This window comes from Streptomyces sp. NPDC030840, assembly GCF_055572015.1.
On the sequence record NZ_JBVIEE010000017.1, the window covers coordinates 1 to 18,474 of the forward strand.

Annotated in this window: 17 protein-coding genes and 1 rRNA gene; 13 read left to right on the forward strand and 5 right to left on the reverse strand. The window is 73.2% G+C overall.

Annotated features, from left to right (window positions below):
- Positions 1 to 93: ribosomal RNA gene (gene rrf / locus ACZ49J_RS30365) — 5S ribosomal RNA — on the forward strand; the annotation flags it as partial.
- 119 nt (positions 94 to 212) lie between these two features.
- Here rrf and ACZ49J_RS30370 read toward each other — a convergent pair.
- Positions 213 to 608, reverse strand: coding sequence for a hypothetical protein (locus tag ACZ49J_RS30370; RefSeq protein WP_467453899.1), 396 nt, complete (start codon positions 606 to 608; stop codon positions 213 to 215).
- A 199-nt stretch (positions 609 to 807) separates the two neighbouring features.
- Between ACZ49J_RS30370 and ACZ49J_RS30375 the strand changes: the two genes are divergently transcribed.
- Both ACZ49J_RS30375 and ACZ49J_RS30380 read left to right on the forward strand, forming a co-directional pair.
- The gene (locus ACZ49J_RS30375; RefSeq protein ID WP_467453898.1) at positions 808 to 1,332 is read left to right on the forward strand and encodes a hypothetical protein; all 525 of its coding nucleotides are present in this window, start codon (positions 808 to 810) and stop codon (positions 1,330 to 1,332) included.
- Positions 1,224 to 2,063, forward strand: coding sequence for a tetratricopeptide repeat protein (locus tag ACZ49J_RS30380; RefSeq protein ID WP_467453897.1), 840 nt, complete (start codon positions 1,224 to 1,226; stop codon positions 2,061 to 2,063). The genes ACZ49J_RS30375 and ACZ49J_RS30380 overlap by 109 nt, the downstream gene beginning before the upstream one ends.
- Positions 2,064 to 2,117: 54 nt before the next feature.
- Here the strand turns inward: ACZ49J_RS30380 and ACZ49J_RS30385 are convergent, their stop codons facing one another.
- Positions 2,118 to 3,413, reverse strand: a complete 1,296-nt coding sequence (locus ACZ49J_RS30385; protein ID WP_467453885.1) for a DUF1015 domain-containing protein — start codon at positions 3,411 to 3,413, stop codon at positions 2,118 to 2,120.
- A gap of 106 nt (positions 3,414 to 3,519) precedes the next feature.
- Between ACZ49J_RS30385 and ACZ49J_RS30390 the strand changes: the two genes are divergently transcribed.
- From ACZ49J_RS30390 to ACZ49J_RS30405, 4 genes are all read left to right on the forward strand, one after another.
- A complete protein-coding gene (locus ACZ49J_RS30390; protein ID WP_467453884.1) occupies positions 3,520 to 4,548 on the forward strand; it encodes an HAD hydrolase-like protein in 1,029 nt (342 codons plus the stop codon).
- Positions 4,549 to 4,782: 234 nt separating this feature from the next.
- Complete coding sequence (locus ACZ49J_RS30395; protein ID WP_467453883.1) at positions 4,783 to 5,826, forward strand: FecCD family ABC transporter permease; 1,044 nt, start codon at positions 4,783 to 4,785, stop codon at positions 5,824 to 5,826.
- 125 nt (positions 5,827 to 5,951) lie between these two features.
- Positions 5,952 to 6,941: a FecCD family ABC transporter permease gene (locus ACZ49J_RS30400; protein ID WP_467453895.1), complete on the forward strand. Its 990-nt coding sequence runs from the start codon at positions 5,952 to 5,954 to the stop codon at positions 6,939 to 6,941.
- Positions 6,938 to 7,867, forward strand: a complete 930-nt coding sequence (locus ACZ49J_RS30405) for an ABC transporter ATP-binding protein (protein ID WP_467453881.1) — start codon at positions 6,938 to 6,940, stop codon at positions 7,865 to 7,867. Before ACZ49J_RS30400 ends, ACZ49J_RS30405 begins: the two co-directional genes overlap by 4 nt.
- A 310-nt stretch (positions 7,868 to 8,177) precedes the next feature.
- Here the strand turns inward: ACZ49J_RS30405 and ACZ49J_RS30410 are convergent, their stop codons facing one another.
- On the reverse strand, positions 8,178 to 8,525 hold the full coding sequence (locus ACZ49J_RS30410; RefSeq protein ID WP_467453880.1) for an SCP2 sterol-binding domain-containing protein: 348 nt from the start codon (positions 8,523 to 8,525) through the stop codon (positions 8,178 to 8,180).
- A 64-nt stretch (positions 8,526 to 8,589) separates the two neighbouring features.
- On the opposite strand from ACZ49J_RS30410, the gene ACZ49J_RS30415 reads away from it, so the two are divergent.
- The 6 genes from ACZ49J_RS30415 (at position 8,590) to ACZ49J_RS30440 (ending at position 14,765) form a co-directional block, all read left to right on the forward strand.
- On the forward strand, positions 8,590 to 8,913 hold the full coding sequence (locus ACZ49J_RS30415) for a hypothetical protein (RefSeq protein WP_467453879.1): 324 nt from the start codon (positions 8,590 to 8,592) through the stop codon (positions 8,911 to 8,913).
- Positions 8,914 to 8,920: 7 nt separating this feature from the next.
- The gene (locus ACZ49J_RS30420; RefSeq protein ID WP_467453878.1) at positions 8,921 to 9,736 is read left to right on the forward strand and encodes a TlyA family RNA methyltransferase; all 816 of its coding nucleotides are present in this window, start codon (positions 8,921 to 8,923) and stop codon (positions 9,734 to 9,736) included.
- Positions 9,733 to 10,638 carry an NAD kinase gene (locus ACZ49J_RS30425; protein ID WP_467453877.1) on the forward strand — a complete coding sequence of 302 codons (906 nt, stop codon included), beginning with the start codon at positions 9,733 to 9,735 and terminating at the stop codon, positions 10,636 to 10,638. Before ACZ49J_RS30420 ends, ACZ49J_RS30425 begins: the two co-directional genes overlap by 4 nt.
- A gap of 55 nt (positions 10,639 to 10,693) precedes the next feature.
- On the forward strand, positions 10,694 to 12,436 hold the full coding sequence (gene recN, locus ACZ49J_RS30430; RefSeq protein WP_467453876.1) for a DNA repair protein RecN: 1,743 nt from the start codon (positions 10,694 to 10,696) through the stop codon (positions 12,434 to 12,436).
- A gap of 185 nt (positions 12,437 to 12,621) precedes the next feature.
- Positions 12,622 to 13,377: a hypothetical protein gene (locus tag ACZ49J_RS30435; RefSeq protein WP_467453875.1), complete on the forward strand. Its 756-nt coding sequence runs from the start codon at positions 12,622 to 12,624 to the stop codon at positions 13,375 to 13,377.
- A 269-nt stretch (positions 13,378 to 13,646) separates the two neighbouring features.
- The gene (locus ACZ49J_RS30440; protein ID WP_467453874.1) at positions 13,647 to 14,765 is read left to right on the forward strand and encodes a glycosyltransferase family 4 protein; all 1,119 of its coding nucleotides are present in this window, start codon (positions 13,647 to 13,649) and stop codon (positions 14,763 to 14,765) included.
- A gap of 94 nt (positions 14,766 to 14,859) precedes the next feature.
- Here the strand turns inward: ACZ49J_RS30440 and ACZ49J_RS30445 are convergent, their stop codons facing one another.
- Together ACZ49J_RS30445 and ACZ49J_RS30450 are read right to left on the reverse strand one after the other, a co-directional pair.
- Positions 14,860 to 16,518, reverse strand: a complete 1,659-nt coding sequence (locus tag ACZ49J_RS30445; protein ID WP_467453873.1) for a PucR family transcriptional regulator — start codon at positions 16,516 to 16,518, stop codon at positions 14,860 to 14,862.
- Positions 16,519 to 16,639: 121 nt separating this feature from the next.
- Complete coding sequence (locus ACZ49J_RS30450; protein ID WP_467453872.1) at positions 16,640 to 18,028, reverse strand: FAD-binding protein; 1,389 nt, start codon at positions 18,026 to 18,028, stop codon at positions 16,640 to 16,642.
- Positions 18,029 to 18,474: the final 446 nt, after the last annotated feature.

Here is an 18,474-nt window from a genome sequence, read left to right on the forward strand (position 1 = left end):
ACGCCCGGTTACATTCCGAACCCGGAAGCTAAGCCTTACAGCGCCGATGGTACTGCAGGGGGGACCCTGTGGGAGAGTAGGACACCGCCGAACAATCTTTGACAGGACCCCTGGTCACCAGCGTTCAGCTGGGGCCAGGGGTCCTTTTTGTTTTGCCAGTGCGCGACGGGTACCCGGCTGCGCGAGAATGACTGCGGTACCGAAGACAGGAGTCACCGATGTCCACCAACTCTCCCGACGAGCGACCGGAGCGCGATCAGCGCCGCCGGGACAGTGGTGACCGTGGCGAGCGTGGTGGGTACCGCGGCGGCCCTCGTCGTGACAACGACCGTGGTGGCCGTGGTGGGTATGACCGGGGCGACCGGGGCGACCGGGGTGGGTTCCGTCGGGATGACCGGCGGGGTGACGACCGTGGTGATCGCGGTGGATTCCGGCGCGATGACAACCGCGGTGGTTATGGCCGGCGCGATGACCGTCGAGAGGGCGACCGAGGCTCGCGCCGCGATGACCGCCGCGATGACCGGGGCGATCGCGGTGAGCGGGGCGAGCGGTACGAGCGCGGCGGCTTCCGGCGGGAGGACAGCCGCGGCGGTTTCGGCGGTGGCCACGGAGGACGGCGTGAGGACCGGCGCGATGAACGGCGTGACGGTGAGCGGGGCGACCGTGGCGGATTCCGCCGTGACGACCGGGACCGTGACCGTGGGTTCCGGCGTGATGACCGTGCTGAGCGAAGTGAGCGCGGCGAACGTGGTGGCTTCCGCCGGGATGACAGTCGTGGCGGGTTCCGCTCACGTGACGATCGGCGCGATGACCGCCGGGATGACCGGCGCGATGACCGCCGGGATGACCGCAGGGACGATCGCAGGTTCGACCGGCGGGATGACCGGCGTGGCGACCGCAGGGACGGTGAGCGCTCTGGGTTCCGGCGTGATGAGCGCGACGAGCGTGCGGAGCGCGGGCCGCGGCGGGAACGGCCGGACCGTGGTGGCTTCCGGCGTGACGACGCCCGTGGTGAGCGCGGTGGATTCCGCGGCCGGGACGACCGTGGGCGTGATGACCGCGGACGTGACGATCGCGGACGTGGGCCGCGGCGGGACGATCGCGACCGGGGCGGTCGGCCGGGGCGCCCCGGTGGTTTCCGTGGGCGTGGTGACGATCGCCGTGGCGGCGGGCGTTTCCGTGAGGAGCGGGAGAGGGAGCGCGACCGCGAGCCGATCAAGCGGCTGCCGATCCCCGAGGACGTCACGGGCGAGGAGATCGACAAGGACGTACGGCAGGAACTGCAGAGCCTGCCCAAGACGCTCGCGGACGACGTCGCCAGGAACCTGGTGATGGTGGCCAAGCTCATCGACGAGGACCCGGAGGCCGCCTACGGCTACTCCAGGGTGGCCTTGCGGCTCGCCTCGCGTGTCGCCGCCGTACGGGAAGCGGCCGGCTTCGCCGCGTACGCGAACCAGAAGTACAGCGAGGCCCTCGCCGAGTTCCGGGCGGCGCGGCGCATGACCGGGAACACCGATTTGTGGCCGGTCATGGCCGACTGCGAGCGCGGCCTCGGGCGGCCCGAGAAGGCGCTGGACATGGCCGGAGCGCCCGAGGTGCACAAGCTGGACAAGGCCGGGCAGGTCGAGATGCGGCTGGTGGCCGCCGGCGCCCGGCGGGACATGGGGCAGCTCGACGCGGCCATCGTGACGCTGCAGAGCCCCGAACTGGCCTCCAACTCCGTGCAGCCGTGGACCGCGCGGCTGCGGTACGCGTACGCCGACGCGTTGCTCGCCGCCGGACGCGAGGGTGAGGCGCGCGAGTGGTTCGCCAAGGCCGTCGAGGCCGACAAGGACGGCAGCACGGACGCCTCCGACCGGCTCGCGGAGATGGACGGTGTCGAGTTCGTCGACGCCCTCGACGAGAACGAGGGCCAGGACACGGGCGAGGACGACACCAAGCTCGAACCGGAGCCCGAGGACGCTCCCGTCGACGGCCCTTCGGCAGACGACAAGGACGACAAGGACAACGAGGACAACGAGGACCACGAGGACCACGAGGACCACGAGGACCACGAGAGCTGATGTGAGTGGCCGAGGGGCGGGACCCGTGATGTACGGGTCCCGCCCTTTCGCGTGTCAGATCTCCAGCGCTCGCAGGACCAGGCCTGACGCCGGCTTGGGGCCGAACGACGTCGACTTGCGGGGCATGGTCACGCCCTGGCGGGCGAGGTCGCGGACCACCTCCTCGCGGACGGGGTGCATCAGGACCGCCGTGCCCCCGTCCCGCTCCGCCTTGGCGACCGTGGCCGCCGCGTCGTGGACGTACGCGATGTGCGCGGGGGAGTCCTCCGGGATGTGCCACACGTGGTCGAGGAGCGTGGCGTGCAGCACCGTCGCGTCCAGGGTGCGCCACGCCGCCGGATGCCCGGCAGGGACCGTACGGTCCAGCAGGGCCCGGTCGGGGTGGTCCAGGAGGTGGAAGGCGCCGTCGCCGGCGAGGAGGAAGGCGTTGCCCGCGCAGGCCGCGTCGGCCAGGGCCGCGAGGGCTTCGGGGAGCGGGATGTCGAGCCGGCGTACGCGGAAGTGGTCCGACACGGCGGACAGGGCTTGCCGTAGGGGGAGTTGGTGCAGGAGGCGGTGGATCGCGCGGACGCGCAGCGGGTAGCGGGCGGTGTCGACCAGGAGGACCAGGCCGTGGTCCCAGGGGCTGGGGGAGGGGTGCTCCGCGCGTAGACGCAGATAGGTCGCCCAGCGGTGGTGGCCGTCGGCGATGAGGGCCTGGTGGCGGGCGAGGTCCGAACGGATCTCGGTGACGTCGGCCGGGTCCGTCACGGCCCACAGGCGGTGGCTGAAACCGTCCTCCGTGGTGGTGGCAAGGAGCGGCGGGCGTTCGGCGGTGCGCTCGATGACGGCCCGTGTGCCGGTCGCCGAGCCGTCGCCGCGGTACGTCAGGAGCAGCGGTTCCAGGTTGGCGCGGGTGGCGCGCATCAGGGCCGCGCGGTCGTCGACCACGTGGGGCATGACGTCCTCGTGGGGGAGGACCACGCCGTCCGGTGGCTCCGACAGGCGGAGGGCGCCTATGACGCCGCGTTGCAGCATGCCGTCGCCGTCGCGTTGCTCGTAGACGTACAGGGCGGGTTGCTCGTCCGCGACCAGGACTCCCTCGGAGAGCCAGCGGCACAGGGTGGCCGCCGCCTGACTGTTGCGGGCCGTGGGTGTTGAGGCCTGGGGGAGGATCAGGCGGACGATGTTGTAGGGGTCGGCGGATTCGAGGTGGAGCAGACCGTCGGGGCGGACGACCACGTCGTACGGCGGGGACGTCACCGCGGCCAGGCTGCCGACCCGGTCGGGGTCATAGCGAAGGCCTCGGAACGGGGACAGTTCGAGGCCGCTGCGCGCCGGGGTCTCCTTCGCGGGACCTGCAGGGTTCATTGAGGCATCGTATGTGTGTCAGTGGTATGCGCGATGATCGGACGGAGAGATCGAGAGATCGAGAGATCGACGGATCGCCGAACCGTCCACCGAGGAGCGATGTGCAATGAGCCAGACCGTCAGGACGCGGCCCGAGGGGAGTGGGCGGCCCCTGAGCGAGGCGTACGACACGGCGCTGCTCGATCTGGACGGCGTGGTGTACGCGGGCGGAAGCGCGATCGCGTACGCCGTCGAGTCGCTCCGCACGGCCCGCGACGGCGGGATGCACCTCGCGTACGTCACGAACAACGCGCTGCGGACGCCCGACACGGTGGCCGCGCACCTCACGGCGCTGGGGATACCGGCCGAGCCCGGTGACGTCATCACCTCGGCGCAGGCCGTGGCCCGGCTCATCAGCGAGCAGGTGCCCGCCGGGGCGCGCGTGCTGGTGATCGGCGGGGAAGGGCTGCGGGTGGCGCTGCGGGAGCGGGGGCTGGAGCCCGTGGAGTCCGCCGACGACGGTCCGGTGGCGGTGGTGCAGGGGTACGGCGGGCCGGAGCTGCCGTGGGGCCGGTTCGCCGAGGCCTGCTACGCCATCGCGCGCGGGGTGCCGTGGTTCGCGTCCAACACCGACCTCACCATCCCCAGCGCGCGTGGCATCGCGCCCGGGAACGGGGCGGCGGTGGAGGTCGTGCGGATCGCGACGGGCGCCGAGCCGCAGGTGGCGGGCAAGCCGCTGCCTCCGATGCACCGGGAGACGATCCTGCGTACCGGCGCCGAGCGGCCGCTCGTGATCGGGGACCGGCTGGACACCGACATCGAGGGGGCCTTCAACGGCGAGGTGGACTCGCTGCTCGTGCTGACCGGGGTCACCGACGGCGCGCAGCTGCTGGCCGCGCCGCCGCGGCACCGGCCGACGTACGTGGACGCTGATCTGCGCGGGCTGCTCACCGGGCAGCCGGAGGTCGTCGGGGCGGGGGAGGGGTTCCGCTGCGGTGGCTGGACCGCGGCGGCCGGGACCGAGCGGCTGGAGCTGGACGGCGAGGGTGAGGTGCTCGACGGGCTGCGTGCGCTGTGCGCGGCGGCCTGGACAGCGGCCGGGGAGGGCTCGTGCGGGCTGGACGGGGGGAAGGCGCTGGCGCGGCTGGGATTGTGAGGGCGGGTCACGGCGTGACGTGCCTCGGCGTGCTCTGGGCCAGCTCTTTAGGCCAGGGCCGCCTGAAGCCGCGTCAGGCGGCGATCGGATTGGACTTCTCGGTCGCCGCCGCGAGTTGCTCGATACGGGGAGCGTACGGCGGGTAGGCGGGTAGCCGGGTCCACGGCGGCTCGGCTGCCGGGTTCGCGTGGTACGGGATCGAGACGAAATGGGAGGGTAGGCTAACCTAACCTGGTGTTCGTCGACAGTCCTCCCGAGCAGCGCGCGGTGACCACCGCAGCGCCACCCCGACATCGGGCGATACGGACCGTGGGGCTTCTCGTCTCGCTGGGAATCCTGGTCCTCGTCGCCCTGGCCAGCATCGCCATCGGCGCGAAAGAGCTCTCGTTGGAGCAGGTCTGGCACGGCCTGTTCGACGACTCGGGCACGTACGGCGACGTCGTGGTCGGTGAGCGCCTGTCCCGTACCGTGATCGGGCTGCTGGCCGGGGCCGCGCTCGGTCTGGCCGGCGCCCTGCTCCAGGCACTGACCCGCAATCCGCTGGCCGACCCCGGCCTGCTCGGCATCAACGCGGGCGCGTCCGCCGCGGTCGTCACCGCCATGACGTTCTTCGGCGTCACCTCGCTGAGCGGCTATGTGTGGTTCGCGTTCCTCGGCGCGGCCGGTGTCGGGGCGCTGGTGTGGTTCCTCGGCGGCAGCCGCGGGGCGACACCGGTGCGACTCGCGCTCGCGGGTACCGCGATCACGGCGGCGCTCTACGGCTACCTCCAGGCCGTGATGATCATGGACGAGGCGGCGCTCGGCAAGATGCGTTTCTGGACGGTCGGCTCGCTCGCCTCGGCGACCGACTCGACCGTCACGCAGGTCCTGCCGTTCATCGGGGCCGGCCTGGTCCTCGCGCTGTTCCTGGCCCGGCCGCTGAACGCGGTGGCCATGGGCGACGACACGGCCCGCGCGCTCGGCGCCAGCCTGGGCCGTACCCGCGCGCTGTCGATGGCCGCGGCGACCGTGCTGTGCGGGGCCGCGACCGCCGCCTGCGGGCCGATCCTGTTCGTCGGGCTGATGGTCCCGCACGCCGTACGGTCCTTCACCGGGCCCGACCTGCGCTGGATCCTGCCGTACGCGACGGTCCTGTCGCCCGTGCTGCTGCTGGGGGCCGACGTTCTCGGACGGATGGTGGCGCGGCCGGCGGAGCTCCAGGTCGGCATCGTCACCGCGGTGCTCGGCGGACCGGTCTTCATCTTTCTCGTACGGCGGCGGAGGACGGCACAGCTGTGAAGGTCATGAACGGAACCGCCCTGCGCAGGACCGCCCTGCGCGGGCCCGGCGCGTCCGAGCCGGGCCCGCGCGGCCCCGCCCTCGGTACCCGTGCCCTGCGCACTCCGGGCGGGCTCTCGGTGCGGATGCACGTGCGGGCGCTCCTCGTCGTGGTCGTGTTGCTGCTGGCCGGGCTCACCGCGAGCGTCGTCCTGATCGGTACGGGCGACTTCCCGATCCCGGCCGCCGACGTCCTCAAGGCGCTGGTGGGCGACGGAAACCAGGGCCAGGAGTTCATCGTCAACGAACTGCGGCTGCCGCGTGTCCTCGTCGGACTGCTGGTCGGCGCCGCGCTCGGGCTCGGTGGTGCGCTCTTCCAGTCCATCTCCCGCAATCCGCTGGGCAGTCCGGACGTGCTCGGTCTCGCGCAGGGTTCGACCGCCGGGGCGCTCGTAGTCATCGTGCTCTTCTCGGGCTCCGCGAGCCAGGTCACCGTCGGGGCGCTCGTCGGTGGGCTCGCGACAGGTCTGGCGATCTATCTGCTGGCCTGGAAGCGGGGTGTGCACGGGTACCGGCTGGTGCTGGTCGGCATCGGCGTGTCCGCGGTCGTCACGGCGGTCAACGGCTACCTGATCACCAAGGCCGACCTCGTGGACGCGGCCCGCGCGGTGGTGTGGATGACCGGCTCCCTCAACGGCCGTGACTGGTCCCAGGTCTGGCCGCTGCTGTGGATGTGTGTCGTCCTCGTACCGCTGGTGCTGGCGAACGCGCGAGGGCTGCGGATGACGGAGATGGGCGACGACGTGTCGTACGCCCTCGGCGTGCGCGTCGAGCGCGTACGGATGCTGCTGATGGTGGCGGCCGTGCTGCTCACCGCCGGGGCGACCGCCGCCGCGGGGCCCGTCGGCTTCGTCGCGCTGACCGCGCCGCAGCTCGCCCGGCGGCTGACCCGCTCTCCGGGGCCGAACCTCGTGGCGTCCATGTGCATGGGCGCGACCCTCCTGATCGCCGCGGACCTCGCCTCACAGCGGGCCTTCGGAGCCGACCAGCTGCCCGTGGGCGTGGTGACCGGGGTCGTCGGCGGTGCCTATCTCCTGTGGCTGCTGGTCACCGAGCGGAAGGCCGGGCGCATATGAGCGGCGCGCCCCGAGCGGGCATGGGCAGCGCGTCCCGGGTGGACCCGAGCGTGGACAAGGGCAGCGCACCGGCGAACGAGATCATCGACAAGAGCACCACGAGGAGCACAGTGAACCGCCTGTCCGCCGAGAACGTCACCCTCGCCTACGACCAGCGGATCATCGCCGAGCAGCTGTCGGTGGAGATCCCCGACAACTCGTTCACGGTGATCGTCGGTCCCAACGCCTGCGGCAAGTCGACACTGCTGCGCGCCCTTTCGCGGATGCTGAAGCCGTCCCAGGGGCGGGTGTTGCTGGACGGGAGCGTCATCCAGTCGATGCCCGCGAAGAAGGTCGCCCGGACGCTGGGGCTGCTGCCGCAGTCGTCCATCGCGCCCGACGGGATCACGGTCGGGGACCTCGTGGGGCGCGGACGGTACCCGCACCAGGGGCTGCTGCGGCAGTGGTCGGCCGAGGACGAGCGGGTCGTACGGGAGTCGATGGAGTCCACCGGTGTCGCCGAGCTCGCGGACCGGTACGTCGATGAGCTCTCCGGCGGTCAGCGGCAGCGCGTGTGGATCGCCATGGCGCTCGCCCAGCAGACGCCGCTGCTGCTGCTCGACGAGCCGACGACCTTCCTGGACATCCAGCACCAGATCGACGTGCTCGACCTGTGCGCCGAGCTCCACGAGGAACAGGGGCGCACGCTGGTGGCGGTGCTGCACGACCTCAACCACGCCGCCCGGTACGCCACCCACCTCATCGCCCTGCGCGGCGGCCGGGTGATCGCCGAGGGGGCGCCGACCGACATCGTCACGGCCGAGCTGGTCCAGGAGGTCTTCGGGCTGCGCTGTCAGGTCATCGACGACCCGGAGACGGGGACGCCACTGGTGGTGCCCGCGGCCCGGAAGGCCCGCACCCGGGTGGCCGCGGCCGAGGCGTCCTGACGCCCGGGGGCCGCCAGGGCCTGCCGGCGCTCGGCTGGTCGTCACCGGGGGTGCCGGCGCTCGGCTGGTCGTCGCTGAGGGCTGCTGGTGCTCGGCTGGCCGTCGCCCGGGTCTGGTGGTTCCTGGTCGGCCGTCGTCCGGGCTTGCTGCGTCCGGCGGGGTGTCGCCGGGTTTGCCGGTGTTCGGCTGGCCGTCGCCCGGGTCTGCTGCGTCCGGCGGGGTGTCGCCGGGTTTGCCGGTGTTCGGCTGGCCGTCGTCGGGGCCTGCTGCGTCCGGCGGGGTGTCACCGGGGCCCGCCGGCCGCGCACCCCTACAGGAGCTTTCTGAGGCGCACGAGGTCGCGCAGGCCCGCTTCCAGTCTGATACGGCCGGAGGCCCAGGCCCTCGCGAAGTGGAGCTCGCCGTTGACCATCGCGACCAGGTCGTCGCCGGTCATCGTGAGGCGGATGTCGGCCTTCTCCGGCGGCGGGCCCTGGAGTGTGTCCTGCACCTCGATCCGGCCGTCCGTGAGGCGGCCGACGAAGGTCACGTCCAGGTCGGTGATGCGGCAACTGAGCGAGCGGTCGAGCGCGGCGGCGTCGCGGACGTCGCCGTCGGCGCCCGCGAGGTTCTCCGAGAGCTTATCGAGTGCGCTGCGGCACTCCTCGATCGTGGCCATCGCGACCGACGGTACCCCAGGGCTGCGTCGACGGTACCCAGGGGCTTCGCGGTAGCGTCGGGGCATGAGCGACTCCGTGCCAGAGGCAGAGGCCCCGTGGGAGGGCGCCACAGAGCCCGTCGTGTCCGAGCCGGAGCCCGCAGGCGAGCCCGACCACGACCCGGCCGCACCGGCCCCGCTCGGCGTGCCCCGCACCCCCACGGGCAACGCCGACGTCGACGCGGCCCTCGACCGGCTGGGGGACGCCGACCACCTCGCCACCGACGGACACATCGAGGTGTACGAGGATGTACATGGGGCGCTGCGCGACGCGCTGACCGCGCTCGACGCCCGCCCGGGGCCTCCGGCGCCCCCATCGTCCCCGTCGCCTCACGACCGCAGGAGCTGAACCGAACGTGGCAGGAGTGGCACGCCGCCGTCTGGACGCCGAGCTGGTGCGTCGCAAGCTCGCGCGCTCGCGCGAGCACGCGAGCCAGCTGATCGCCGCCGGGCGCGTGACCGTCGGCAGGACCGTCGCCACCAAGGCCGCCACCCAGGTGGAGACTGCCGCCGCGATCGTGGTGGCACAGGACGACAGTGATCCGGACTACGTCTCGCGCGGCGGCCACAAGCTCGCCGGTGCCCTGGAGGTGTTCGTGCCGCGGGGGCTGGAGGTCAAGGGGCGGCGGGCCCTGGACGCCGGCGCGTCCACCGGCGGCTTCACCGACGTCCTGCTGCGGGCGGGCGCCGCGCACGTCGTCGCCGTCGACGTCGGCTACGGACAACTTGCGTGGTCTCTCCAAAGTGATGAACGCGTCACCGTCAGGGACCGTACGAACGTACGCGAGTTGACGCTCGCTGCGATCGATGGGGAGCCTGTGGATCTTGTCGTGGGGGATCTTTCCTTCATCCCGCTCGGCCTGGTGCTGCCCGCCCTGGTGCGGTGCGCGAAACCGGACGCCGATCTGGTGATGATGGTCAAGCCGCAGTTCGAGGTGGGGAAGGAGCGGCTGGGGAGTGGTGGAGTCGTACGCAGCCCGGAGCTGCGCGCCGAAGCGGTGCGCTCGGTGGGCCGCAGCGCGGGGGAGTTGGGGCTCGGCGTGCGCGGTGTGACCGCAAGCCCGCTGCCCGGGCCCTCGGGCAATGTCGAGTACTTTCTGTGGCTGCGAGCCGGGGCACCCGCGCTGGATCCGGCCGACGTTGACCGTGCAGTGGCGGAGGGGCCGCGTTGACCCAGAACCGAGCTCGTACTGTTTTCCTGCTCGCCCACACCGGGCGGCCGGCGGCCATCCGCAGCGCCGAACTCGTCGTCAAGGGGCTGCTGCGCTCCGGACTCGGCGTGCGCGTCCTGGAGTACGAGGCGCGCGACCTGCCGCTCTCGGACGAGGTGGAGCTGGTCAAGGAGGCCACCCCGCAGTGCCTCGAAGGGTGTGAGCTGCTCATCGTGCTCGGCGGTGACGGCACGCTGCTGCGCGGCGCGGAGTTCGCCCGCGCCTCCGGGGTGCCGATGCTCGGCGTCAACCTCGGGAGCGTCGGATTCCTCGCCGAGGCCGAACGGGACGACCTGGACAAGGTCGTCGACCGGGTCGTGACGAGGGCGTACGAGGTCGAGGAACGCATGACCGTCGACGTCGTCGTGCACCGCAACGGCGAGATCGTGCACACCGACTGGGCGCTCAACGAGGCCGCCGTGCAGAAGGCGGGCGCCGAGAAGCTCCTCGAGGTCGTGCTGGAGATCGACGGGCGGCCGGTGACCGGGTTCGGCTGTGACGGGATCGTCCTGTCCACGCCGACCGGGTCGACGGCCTACGCGTTCTCCGCCGGCGGCCCCGTGGTGTGGCCGGAGGTGGAGGCGCTGCTGATGGTGCCGATCAGTGCGCACGCGCTGTTCGCGAAGCCGTTGGTCACGTCACCCGATTCCGTGCTCGCCGTGGAGCTGTTGCCTCACATCCCGCCCGGGGTGTTGTGGTGCGACGGACGGCGGACCTTCGAGTTGCCGCCGGGGGCGCGGGTGGAGGTGCGGCGGGGGGCCGTGCCGGTGCGGCTCGCCCGGTTGCACCACGCTTCGTTCACCGATCGGCTGGTGGCCAAGTTCGCGCTACCGGTTTCCGGGTGGCGGGGGGCACCGCACTAGCGCCGCCACTCCCCCGGGTGACAGGGCACCTCGCACTCCTCGGCCCCGACCTCGTATGGTCTTCTCCGTGTTGGAGGAGATGCGGATACGGTCGCTGGGAGTCATCGACGACGCGGTCGTCGAGCTGTCGCCCGGGTTCACCGCCGTCACCGGTGAGACGGGCGCGGGCAAGACCATGGTGGTCACCAGCCTCGGCCTGCTGCTCGGCGGGCGCGCGGACCCGGCGCTCGTACGGATCGGGGCCAAGAACGCGGTGGTCGAGGGGCGGGTCAGTGTGCCCGTGGACGCCTCGGCGGCCGTACGCGCCGAGGAAGCCGGGGCCGAACTCGACGACGGGGCGTTGCTGATCAGCCGCACCGTTTCCGCCGAGGGACGCTCGCGGGCCCACCTCGGCGGGCGTTCCGTGCCGGTGGGTGTGCTCGCCGAGCTGGCGGACGAACTGGTGGCCGTGCACGGGCAGACCGACCAGCAGGGGCTGCTCAAGCTGTCCCGGCAGCGGCAGGCACTCGACCGGTACGCGGGGGACGCGGTGGCCGTGCCGCTCGCCAAGTACCAGGAGGCCTACCGCAGGCTGCGCGCCGTCTCCGCCGAACTGAACGAGATCACCACGCGCGCGCGGGAACGGGCCCAGGAAGCCGACATGCTGCGCTACGGCCTCGACGAGATCGCGGCGGTCGAGCCGCGGGCCGGCGAGGACGTGGAGCTGGCGGAGGAGGCCGAGCGGCTGGGGCACGCGGAGGCTCTCGCGTCCGCCGCGACGGCCGCGCACGCCGCTCTCGCGGGCAATCCCGAGGACCCGGAGAGCGTGGACGCCTCGACGCTCGTCGCGGGCGCACACCGGGCGCTGGAGGCCGTACGGTCGCACGATCCCGCCCTGGCCGCGCTCGCGGACCGGATCGGCGAGATCGGGATCCTGCTGGGCGATGTGGCCGGGGAACTCGCCGGCTACGCCGACGACCTGGACGCCGATCCGCTGCGGCTCGCGGCGGTGGAGGAGCGGCGGGCCGCGCTCACCGCGCTGACGCGGAAGTACGGGGAGGACGTGGCCGCGGTACTGGCCTGGGCCGAGCAGAGTGCCGCGCGGCTGACCGAACTGGACGGTGACGACGAGCGGATCGAGGAGCTGACCGCCGAGCGGGACGCGCTCAGGACCGAACTGGGCGGGCTCGCCCAGGCCCTGACGGACGCCCGGACGGAGGCCGCGGAGCGGTTCGCGGCGGCCGTGACCGCGGAGCTGGCCTCGCTGGCCATGCCGCACGCGCGCGTGTCGTTCGCGATCCGGCAGACCGAGGACGCGGACGGTGTCGAGGTCGGCGGGCGTGCGGTCGCGTACGGGCCGGCGGGCGTCGACGAGGTGGAGCTGCTGCTCGCCCCGCACCCGGGGGCGCCGCCGCGGCCCATCGCCAAGGGGGCCTCCGGTGGTGAGCTGTCGCGGGTGATGCTCGCGGTGGAGGTGGTCTTCGCCGGGACCGATCCCGTGCCGACGTACCTGTTCGACGAGGTCGACGCGGGGGTCGGCGGCAAGGCCGCGGTCGAGATCGGGCGGCGGCTCGCCAAGCTCGCGAAGTCCGCGCAGGTCGTGGTCGTGACGCATCTGCCGCAGGTGGCCGCGTTCGCCGACCGGCAACTGCTGGTGGAGAAGACCGACGACGGGTCCGTGACGCGCTCCGGTGTGAAGGTGCTGGAGGGGGAGGAGCGGATCCGGGAGTTGTCGCGGATGCTGGCGGGGCAGGAGGACTCGGAGACGGCCCGGGCCCATGCGGAGGAGTTGCTGGCGACGGCTCGGGGGGACGGGTAGGGGACTGGGGCGTTCGTGGTGGTGAAGGCGGTGGCGTAGGTGGGTGGTTCAGCCTGCGTTTTCTCGCCCCCGCCGCCCCTACCCGTCCCATCCTCGTCCCATCCCCAGGGGCTCCGCCCCTTCGACCCCGTTTCGGGGGCTCCGGCCCCGGGCCCCCGCTCCTCGAACGCCAAAGAGGCTGGATCTTGAGTCGCCGTTCGCTCTCCCTCGGTCTCGCCGCCGCCTCGACCCGAGCCGTTCTGACGGCACTGCGCTCGTGCCCGCCCGGTGGCCCCGCCCGGTGGCAGCGCGAGAACCACGCCGGGCGGGCCGTCGATCTGTACGCGGGGCCCGCGGTCGCGGCGGGGGCCGTGTTCGGGGCCTGGAGTGCTCACCCAGTCGCCGGGGCCGCCGTGTTGGTGGCCGGGGCGTGCGGGGCCTACGACGACGTCGCCGGGGACGGGGACCCGCGGCGTGGGTTCCGGGCTCATCTGGCCGCGTTGCGGGACGGCGAAGTGACGAGTGGCGCGGTCAAGTTGTTCGGGATCTCGGCGGCCGGGCTTGTCGCGGGGGCGGTGCTGAAGGAGCGGTTCGTCGACAAGGTGCTCGCCGGCGTCGTGATCGCCGGGGCCGCGCACGCGGTGAACCTCGTGGACGTGCGTCCGGGGAGGGCCGTGGGCGCGGTGGTCGCGCTGGGGGTGCCGGGGATGGCGCGGGGAGGTGTCGCGGGCGACGTGGCCGCCTCGGTCGTCGGTGCCTCGGTCGCCGTGCTGCCCGGCGACCTCGGGGAGCGAACCATGATCGGGGACTGCGGGGCGCACGCGCTCGGTGCCGCGTTGGGCACCGCTGCCGTCGTCGGCAACGGGCGGCTCGGGCTGCTCGCGCACGCGGGCGCGCTCGTGGCGGCGGCGGTGTGCGGGGAACGCGTCAGTGAGGTGGCGCGCTTCTTCAAGCCCCTGTGAAGAGTCGGTGAGGGGCGGGTGGGGCCGGAGGGGCAACGACGTACGGGAGATCACTCATGTGGGTGACCTGGTGCGGTCGGGTTGCCCGTGATGGTGCGGGAGTGCGGCCTCCTTGGTGCCGGAACATCCTCATGGCCTGGCATTCTTGACGTAGCACGCGGAAGCGGTTCGCGCGGTATGACCCTCCGCACGAGCCTTCTGTGCGTTGCGTGAACCTTCTGTACGTTTCTTCGTGACCGCCCGACCGCCGAACCAGGAGCCCCGGCCACGTGAGCAGCCACTCACCGCACGGCCAGTCGCCGCTGCGCACCGTGCAAGTGCTCGGCGGCGGCAGCGCGGGCAGTTGTGTGCACGTGCGGTCACTGGCCTCGGGACTCGTCGCCCGTGGGGTCCGGGTCACCGTGTGCGCGCCCGGGGAGGCGGACAGGGCGTACGACTTCAGCGGTGCGGGCGCCGTGCACGTTCCCGTGCCCCGCAGCAGCGACCCGGCCTCCGTGACCGCGCTGAGGATGGCCTGCGCGGACGCCGACCTGGTGCACGCGCACGGGCTGCACGCCGCGTTCCGGGCCTCTCTCGCGCTCAGCGGCCGGCAGGTGCCGTTCGTGGTGACGTGGCATTCGCGCGCGCATGCCGAGGGCGCCCGGGCCCATCTGCTGCGGATGCTGGAGCGGCGGGTCGCCAAGGCCGCTTCGGTGGTGCTCGGGACGACCTCCGACCTCGTCGACCGGGCGCGCAGCCGGGGTGCCCGGGACGCGCGCCTCGCGGCCGTGGCACTTCCCGCGCCGCGCCCCGGCGGCGACGACCCCGATCCGCCGTCCAAGGCGCGGGCCGAAGTCGGAGCCACGGGCCGCCCGTTGCTCATGGCCGTCGGCACGCTCGACCGGTACCGCGGGCACGAGACGCTGCTGGACGCGGCGCGGGCCTGGCGCGGGCTCGACCCCGTGCCGTTGCTCGTGGTGGCCGGAGAGGGGCCGCTGCGGCCCGTTCTGCAGCGGCGCATCGAGGACGAGGAACTGCCCGTGCGGCTGGTGGGGCGGCGCGACGACGTCAGTGACCTGATCGCCGCGGCGGATCTCGCGCTCCTGCCGAGCAGTTGGGAGGCCCGGTCGGTGCTCGCCCAGGAAGCCCTCCACGCGCGCGTGCCGCTCGTCGCGGCGGACGCCCCCGGCATCCCCGAACTGGTCGGCGACGCGGCCGAACTCGTTCCGTACGGCGACGGGGAGGCCTTCGGGGAAGCCGTCGTACGGCTCCTCGCCGATCCCGGCCGACGGGAGCTCCTCAAGGAGCGGGGCGCCCGGCAGACCGCCGCATGGCCGACCGAGGACGAGACAGTGGCCCAGGTACTGAGTGTCTACGACGAGTTGACCCAACCGCGGCCCCTTTCCTAGGCAGTCCCTTTACCCGGCGGTCCTTTACCAGGCAGTGCTTCCCCAGGCAGTCCCGTGCTCTTGCCTCTGTCCGCGTCTCCGTCTCCGTCTCCGCCTACGGCACATGCCTGCGCGCCCGCAGCGCCAGACTCAGGGTCAGCACCGTCTGCGGGTCGTCCAGGTCCGTGCCCAGGAGTTCGCCGATGCGGGCGAGGCGGTTGTAGAGGGTCTGGCGGTTGAGGTGGAGTTCGCGGGCGGTCTCGGCCTTGCGGCCCGTGTGGGCCAGATACGTCTCCAGCGTGGGCAGCAGCGGCGGCTTGGAGCGGGCGTCGTGGTCGAGCAGGGGGCCGATCGCGCGGTCCACGAAGGCCGCCAGGTCGGGGTGGTCGCGCAGCCTCCACAGGAGCAGGTCGATGTCCAGGCGGCGGGCGTCGTGCCAGGGGCGTTCCGGCAGGCCGTGCGCCGCCGTCGCCGTCTCGGCCGCGTGCCGCAGTCCCGCCGAGGCGGCCGCCCAGCCCCCGGCCACGCCGACGACCACCACGGGCGGCCGGGCCCCGGGCCGCCCGACTCCCGCTCGCTCCACGCCCGCCCGCAGCGCCGTCGTGACCCGGTCCGCCACCGCCGGGCGCTCCGCCTCCGCCCGCAGGCCCAGCAGCAGCGGCACCCGGCCCTCGACCGGCCGTACGCCGAGCAGGACCGGAACCCCCACCGAGGCCAGCTCCTCGCCGACGGCGCGGGCCAGGACCGCCCAGCCGCCGCCCGACGGAGACGGACCGTCGGCCAGGCGCATCACCACCGGCAGCAGCGGACCGCTCCCCGGCTTGAAGCCCAGGACGCGCGCCTGCGCGGGCGCGTCCTCAGCCGCGACGCGGCCCTCGGCGAGGTCGGTGAGGAAGTCGCCGCGCCCACGGGCGGCCAGTTCCTCCTCCTGGCGGGCCTGCATCAGCACGACCGCCAGGATGCCCGCGGCCCGTTCGGCGGCCATCCGGTGCACGGGGGCCACGGGTTCGCCGACGGGCAGCAGTACCAGCCGGGCCCGTACCGAACCTGTTCCCGGCCCGCTGCCCGGTACGTCCACGATGGTCGTGCCCGTGGGCGGCTCGTCCCGGTGATGGCCGCGCAGCCCCTCCCACACCTGGATCGGGTCGGTGTCCGCGGGCCCGGCCCCGGCGGCGTACAGGAGCTGTCCGTCCGCCGTCTCCAGGAAGACCGGGGTACCGCTGAACTCGGCGAGAACGCTGAGCACCTGGGGCACACCGCCACCGCCCAGCAGGGCCCCCGTGCAGCGCCGGTGGACCTCCTCGGCCCGCTGGAGCAGCGCGTAGTGACCGTTGACGATCTCGGTGTGGATCTCCTCGGTCACGGTCACGAACGGCACCTCGCGGTGCAGCTGGACCAGCGGCAGGCCGGCCGTGCGGGCGGTCTCCACGAGGGCGGCGGGCAGCCGTGTGAAGCGGGTTCCGAGCTCGACCACGAGCGCGGCGATGCCACGGTCGGCCAGGGTGCGCACGAAGGCGCGCTGGTCGGCCGGGCGGTTGCCCAGCCCGTAGCCCGTGGTCAGCAGCAGCTCGCCGCCCTTGAGGAGCGAGGCGATGTTCGGCACCTCGCCCGCGTGCACCCAGCGCACCGTGCGCCGCAGCCGGTCGGCCCCGGCCAGGACCTCCGGCAGCCCGCTGCGCAGCCCCGGCAGCTCCAGAGCCCGCTGCACGGTGATCCCACCGCCCTGGGGGCCTGGCGGGTCGGGGCGGCTGTCCCTGTGGCTGCGGCTGTCCATGCAACGGACGCTACCCGCAGGGACGTGCCCGCTCCTACGGCTGCACGTTCCCCGCGCCACCACGGCTGCGTCTCCACGCTCCTACGGCGGCACGTCCACGCTCCTGCGGCGCCGGGGGGCCTCACCTGGGGTCCGGCGGGATGTTGTGGTTGAACCGGAAGACGTTGTCCGGGTCGTACGCGGCCTTCACCCTGGCCAGCCGTCGCGTGTTCTCGGGGCCCAGGCCGGCCACGACCCGGTCGGTGCCCTCCTCGCCGATGAAGTTGAGGTACGTCGCGCCGGTGCTCCACGGCCGGATGTCGGCGCGCACGTCCCGTACCCACTGGATGCAGCGCTCGTCGTCGACCGGTTCCTCCCAGACCCCGAAGGGGTGCGCAACCCAGGCCGCGTCCCGGTACGGCACCGGGAACTCGGCGGGCCCCTCGGCGATCGCACCGCCCTGCGGGAACAGCACGTGCTGCGTCCCGGTGGGGACGGGCATCGAGTCGGCCCGGGCGCAGAAGACGTCCACGAGGTCGTCCGGGAGGCCCCTCACGTACTCAGCCGACCAGTAGTTCCGCATCCCCGGCGGGTCGTCGAGCATGCACTGGACGTCCGCGTACGGCATGGCCTGGACGATCTCCGCCTCGTGCGGCAGCGCAAGGAGCGGCTGGGCGACCTTTCGCATGTCGTCCTCGGTGCCCGCGTAGGTCAGCAGGACGGCACAGGTGAGCTTTCCCACCAGATGCCCGGGGACCCACTCCTCGGGCGGGCCGGTCAGGTAGATCACGCCTCCGCCCGCCTCCCGCGGACCGGTTCCGATGACCTCACGGAAGACGCGGACCGCCTCGGGGCCGTGCGCCGGCAGGTACAGCACGAAGGCGATGGCGAACGCGGGCAGCTCGTGCAGCCTGAGGGTCAGCGCGGTGGCGACGCCGAAGTTCCCGCCGCCGCCGTGCAGCGCCCAGAACAGCTCCTGGTTCTCGTGGGCCGTCGCCCGGACCGTACGGCCGTCCGCGGTCACCAGTTCGACGCCGAGGATGTTGTCGACCGCGAGCCCGAACACGCGGTCGAGCCAGCCGTTCCCGCCGCCCAGCACGAAGCCGCCGACGCCCGTGGTGGAGACCCGGCCGCCGGTGGTGGCGAGGCCGTACGGCTCGGTGGCGCGGTCGAGGTGGCTCATGGTGGCGCCGCCCTCGACCCGTACGCTCGACGACCCGGGGTGGACCTTGACCGCGTGCATCCTTCGCAGGTCGACGACCAGGCCGTTGTCGTTGAGGGCCATGCCCGCCACGCTGTGGCCGCCGCCGCGCACCGCGATGTTCAGGTCGAGGTCCCGGGCGAAGCGCACCGAGCGCACCACGTCGTCCTGGGTCTCGCACTGCGCGATCACGGCGGGCCGGCGGTCGATCATCGCGTTGAAGACGGTCCGGGCGTCGTCGTACCCCGGATCTCCGGGCGCCAGGACGTCACCGGTGAGATCCTCGCGCAGCGCGGCCAGTGCCGCCCGCGCCTTCCCGAGGGGAGCCATGGCGGCCGCCCCCTCTCACACCAGGGGACAGGACTAGTCCCAGGCTAGGCCCGGTCGTCGGGCCGGTGCCTGCTGGGGCGACGGGGGCCTCGGGGGTGAGTGGGCCGGCCCGGTCCTGACGCTGTGGGCGACCGGGTGGTTTTGTTGCCGGGCCTTCGGGCGGGTTGCCGGGCCGTGGCGCCGGAGAAGAGGTTCTCGCCCCCGCCGCCCCTACCCGTCCCGTCCCTGGGGGCTGCCGCCCCCAGACCCCCGCTATCGGCCTGACGGCCTCGTCCTCAAACGCCGGACGGGCTGCAATGCGGGCCCGGCGCGCCTTCCCCCGGCCATCGGCCTGACGGGCCTCGCCCTCAGACGCCGGACGGGCTGAAGTCGAACGCCGGACGGGCTGAAGCAGGTCGCCGCTGTGCACGGGGCGCAGGCGCCTGCTCAGGGCGCCTGGCCGCGCG

Excerpts from the sequence above, each read along its gene's own strand:
- ACZ49J_RS30375 (WP_467453898.1), top strand. The coding sequence starts at position 808 with ATGACCGCCGGGATGACCGGCGCGATGACCGCCGGGATGACCGCAGGG.
- ACZ49J_RS30385 (WP_467453885.1), bottom strand. The coding sequence starts at position 3,413 with ATGAACCCTGCAGGTCCCGCGAAGGAGACCCCGGCGCGCAGCGGCCTC.
- ACZ49J_RS30390 (WP_467453884.1), top strand. The coding sequence starts at position 3,520 with ATGAGCCAGACCGTCAGGACGCGGCCCGAGGGGAGTGGGCGGCCCCTG.
- ACZ49J_RS30400 (WP_467453895.1), top strand. The coding sequence starts at position 5,952 with ATGCACGTGCGGGCGCTCCTCGTCGTGGTCGTGTTGCTGCTGGCCGGG.
- ACZ49J_RS30405 (WP_467453881.1), top strand. The coding sequence starts at position 6,938 with ATGAGCGGCGCGCCCCGAGCGGGCATGGGCAGCGCGTCCCGGGTGGAC.
- ACZ49J_RS30410 (WP_467453880.1), bottom strand. The coding sequence starts at position 8,525 with ATGGCCACGATCGAGGAGTGCCGCAGCGCACTCGATAAGCTCTCGGAG.
- ACZ49J_RS30415 (WP_467453879.1), top strand. The coding sequence starts at position 8,590 with ATGAGCGACTCCGTGCCAGAGGCAGAGGCCCCGTGGGAGGGCGCCACA.
- recN (WP_467453876.1), top strand. The coding sequence starts at position 10,694 with ATGGTCTTCTCCGTGTTGGAGGAGATGCGGATACGGTCGCTGGGAGTC.
- ACZ49J_RS30445 (WP_467453873.1), bottom strand. The coding sequence starts at position 16,518 with ATGGACAGCCGCAGCCACAGGGACAGCCGCCCCGACCCGCCAGGCCCC.
- ACZ49J_RS30450 (WP_467453872.1), bottom strand. The coding sequence starts at position 18,028 with ATGGCTCCCCTCGGGAAGGCGCGGGCGGCACTGGCCGCGCTGCGCGAG.